The 3,408-nt window shown below is 68.7% G+C and carries 3 protein-coding genes; all 3 read right to left on the bottom strand.

Annotated features, from left to right (window positions below; all coding sequences use genetic code 11):
- Positions 1 to 128: 128 nt before the first annotated feature.
- A complete protein-coding gene (locus FV222_RS20610; RefSeq protein ID WP_147815521.1) occupies positions 129 to 1,040 on the bottom strand; it encodes an outer membrane beta-barrel protein in 912 nt (303 codons plus the stop codon).
- A gap of 315 nt (positions 1,041 to 1,355) precedes the next feature.
- The gene (locus FV222_RS20605) at positions 1,356 to 2,219 is read right to left on the bottom strand and encodes an outer membrane beta-barrel protein (protein ID WP_147815520.1); all 864 of its coding nucleotides are present in this window, start codon (positions 2,217 to 2,219) and stop codon (positions 1,356 to 1,358) included.
- Between the two features lie 284 nt (positions 2,220 to 2,503).
- Positions 2,504 to 3,408, bottom strand: a 905-nt coding sequence (locus tag FV222_RS20600) for a porin family protein (RefSeq protein WP_147815519.1), incomplete at its 5' end; no start/stop codon positions are given.

The following is a 3,408-nucleotide window of genomic DNA, read 5'->3' as shown; positions in this document are numbered from 1 at the left end:
GCCCCTGGGCCGCGGCGGGCCCGGCGGCGAGCGTCGCCAGCAGGCCCGCGAGAGCGGCGAGGGGGAGCGAGGTCCGAACGGGCATCGGGGTGATCCGGCGCGAGTGAAGGCGATCGGCGAAGCGCCGATCAGAACTTGACGGCCGCGCCGCCGCGGACGGTGTTCAGGTTGGCCTTGTGCCCGTCGAAGTCGTTGAACAGCACGTACTGGTATTCGGCGCGCAGCAGGATGCTCGGCGTGATCGCGTATTCGAGGCCCCCGCCCAGCGCGATGCCGCCCACCGTCTTGGTCTTCGATTGATTGATGACGGTCGTGTAAGGCACACCCGCGGTCGGGTTGGCCTGATTGAACGCGCGATAGCCGAAATTGTACACGTAAGCTGGTTTGCCGGCGGTCAAAGCCTGGTTGGCGGCAAAGGTCGTCGCATTGAATCCGGAATCCTCGACCGTGACGCCGTCGGCGATGCGGGCTCGACCGATCGCGAAACCACCCGTCACGAAGGGCAGGAAATTCCCAAGGGCATAGCCCGCGCGTGCGCGGATCGTGCCGAAGTCGTTGATCTTGGTGACCGAGTGGCCCGTGAGCGAGAGGGTCTCGACGACGCCATCATCGCGGGACTTGATGCGCCCGACGCCGTCCGTGGTGGTGCCGGTCCGGCCGAAGCTGGTGTAGTCCGCCTCGATGCCGACCACGATCTCGTCGAACTGGAAATTGTATCCGGCGAAGGCACCGAAGCTGGTGTCGCCCACCCGCTTCGAGGACGGGCTCATGAGGGTGGACGTGTTGAAGATCGATTCGGCCGACGTGTCGTGGGTCTGCCGATAGACGAGCGGCTGGTAGGCGTTCTTGAACCCCAGCGCGGCCGAGCTGTAGCCGCCGTGCCCGCCGAGATACACGCCGCTCCAGTCGATCGTCGTGACGGCGGCCGGCGGGTCGTAGTCGGGGCCGCGCAGAAAATCGTAGTCGAGGTCGGCGGCGCGCGCCGCGGTCGGGCCGGCGAGGCTCAAGGCGGCAAGAAGTGCGTGGGAAGTCTTACGCATCACGGTCGTCCTCGGGGCGGCAGCACCGCCGCACTACGAAACCTGTTCTGTCTTGATAGGGAGGTAACCTTAATGTCGGGTTTCCACCGCGGCCGATATGCTGTGCCGATGCGAGGCACCGCGCACACATGACGGCCGTCGCCCGCCGGCCCGTCGCGATAAGAGGGAATGCCCGAGCGTGAACCGGATGCCGGCGAGGCGTCGGAGGGCGCGCCGTCCGCGCGGGTCGTCGGGGGCCGTCCTTCCGCGCAAGGCGAGTCGCGGACGGCCCGAGGGCGTCCTGCGGCCCGTCCTGATCGCCGTCGAGAACCCGGCTCAGTTGCCGTAGGCGGTGTTGCCGACGCCGACGAGGTTCGGCAGGCCGCCGAGGCTGCCGACGCCGCCGAGGTCGTAGCGCAGGCCGAGGCGGAACTCGTTGGCGGCGAGGTCCTTCAGGCGCGTGCCGCCGTTGTAGGCGTCCAGCCCGCTCTTGGCGTTGCCGAAGTCGACGTAGCGGTAGGCCGCGTCCACGCTGAAGCCGCCGCCGACCGCATAGGAGACGCCGCCGGTGAGCGCCCAGGCCAACGAGGCGACGGCGCGGCCCGGGCGCGTCACGGCGGTGCGCGGGCCGGTGCCCGGGTTGCTGTCGCAGGAATCGGCCGTGCAGGTGGTCTGGGTGTAGCCGCGGGCGACGCCCATGTCGGAGAAGCCGATTCCGGCGCCGACATAGGGCGTCAGCCCCCACCAGGTGCCGAGGTCGGCGTAGACGTTGACGAGGCCGGTCAGCGCGGAGACCTGCGCCGCCTCGACGTTGTAGCCGGTGGCGAAGTTCGAGCGCGAGGAGTAGGCGCGGTAGCGCGCGGGCCCGCGCTGGTCGATGGTCGCGTCCACGCGCAGCCACGGGTTGATCCGGTAGCCGACGCCGCCACCGCCACCGGCCGCATCGCTCAGGCGCAGGCCGACGAGGGGCGGCATGCCGGGATCGTTCGCATCCGCCCGTGTGTCGTCGTGCGGGCGCCCGTAGACCGATTCCGTGAAGTCGGCCCGCAGGTACCAGCCGCCGCCGACCTCGACGGGCGGCGCGGCCGGCGGGGGCGGGGGCGCCAGGTCGGCGGCCTCGGCCGCTCTAATCCCGAGACCTTGTCCGAGCCCAAGGAGAAGCAGCGCCGTGGCGGCGAAGCGGCGTTCGAGCGCAGCCATGGGGACGTCCTTACGCAAGACCTGATACCAAGTCTCATGGGTAGGAACCCATGAGGTCCGGCGGATTGCCGCCGCCCCGCAGTCGCGGGGGCCGGACCTCGATGAGTCGGGCTCATCGAGGTCTGGTATGACATCGCATCCCGCAGGACACCTTGCGAAGACTGGTAAACCACAAATCTTGTGAACGGCTTAACCGTATTCGTTCGGGTCTTCGTCGGTGCCGAAACGCAAGAAGCCGGCGCGGATGCGATCCGCGCCGGCTTCGAAGATGGCGTGCCGAAGGCTCAGTACTTGCGGACGAGCGGACCCGGGGCCGGCTGATAGTCGTTCATCAGCGGCGGCAGCGGCGCGGCGACGAGGCCGCCGAGCATGTAGCGCACGCCGATCTTCACGTCGTGGGCCTCGATGTCCTTGACCTTCACGCCGGCCCCGGCCTCGCCGCAGCAGGTGGAGAAGCTGGCGCCGGTCGAGGCATGGCCGAGGTTCAGGTAGCGGTAGGCGAGTTCCACCTTGAACGCGTCGGTGACGTTGTAGGCGAGGCCAGCGTGGAGGGCCCAGGCGAAGCTGCCGGTGGTCTTGTCCTTGTAGGACTTGGTGTTGGCCTGGTTGTTGTAGACCACGTTGCCGTTGGCGTCGTAGACAGGAGCGTAGTTGTAGGTCGGGGGTGCGCAGGGGCAGCCGCCGCCGTATTGCGGGTTGCCGTAATCGTAGGCGTAGGACGCGCTGGTGTACTGGCCGTTGCTGCCGTAGCCCGAGACGTGGTTGAAGGCGTAGCCGGCGCCGGCGCCGACGAACGGCGTGATGCCGTACCAGGTGCCGAGGTCGAAGTAGGCGTTGGCGAGCACGACGGCCGAATCGAAGTGGCCGCTCGACTTGTTGATGCCGTAGGAGCCGAGCCCGTTCTCGTCGGTGTAGCCCTTGTAGTACTCGCTGCCGCGCAGGCCGGTGGAGTAGCGATACTCGCCGGTCACGTCGGCGCGCAGGAACGGGGTGAACTGGTAGCCGACGCCCGCTCCGGCGAAGCCGCCGCCGCCGACCTCGTTGCCGTAGGAGCGGTTGGCATCCGGGTAGGGGTTGTAGTCGTAGGAGGTGCTGTACTTCGCCCGGTCGTAGACGCTGGCGCCGACGTCGCCGCGCAGGTACCAGCCGCCGCCGACTTCGATCGGCGGTGCGTAGGGCGGCGGGGGCG

The organism is Methylobacterium sp. WL103, from assembly GCF_008039885.1.
GTDB lineage: Bacteria > Pseudomonadota > Alphaproteobacteria > Rhizobiales > Beijerinckiaceae > Methylobacterium > Methylobacterium cerastii.
This window is presented reverse-complemented; position numbering and strand designations above follow the sequence as displayed.

Excerpts from the sequence above, each read along its gene's own strand:
- FV222_RS20610 (WP_147815521.1), bottom strand. The coding sequence starts at position 1,040 with ATGCGTAAGACTTCCCACGCACTTCTTGCCGCCTTGAGCCTCGCCGGC.
- FV222_RS20605 (WP_147815520.1), bottom strand. The coding sequence starts at position 2,219 with ATGGCTGCGCTCGAACGCCGCTTCGCCGCCACGGCGCTGCTTCTCCTT.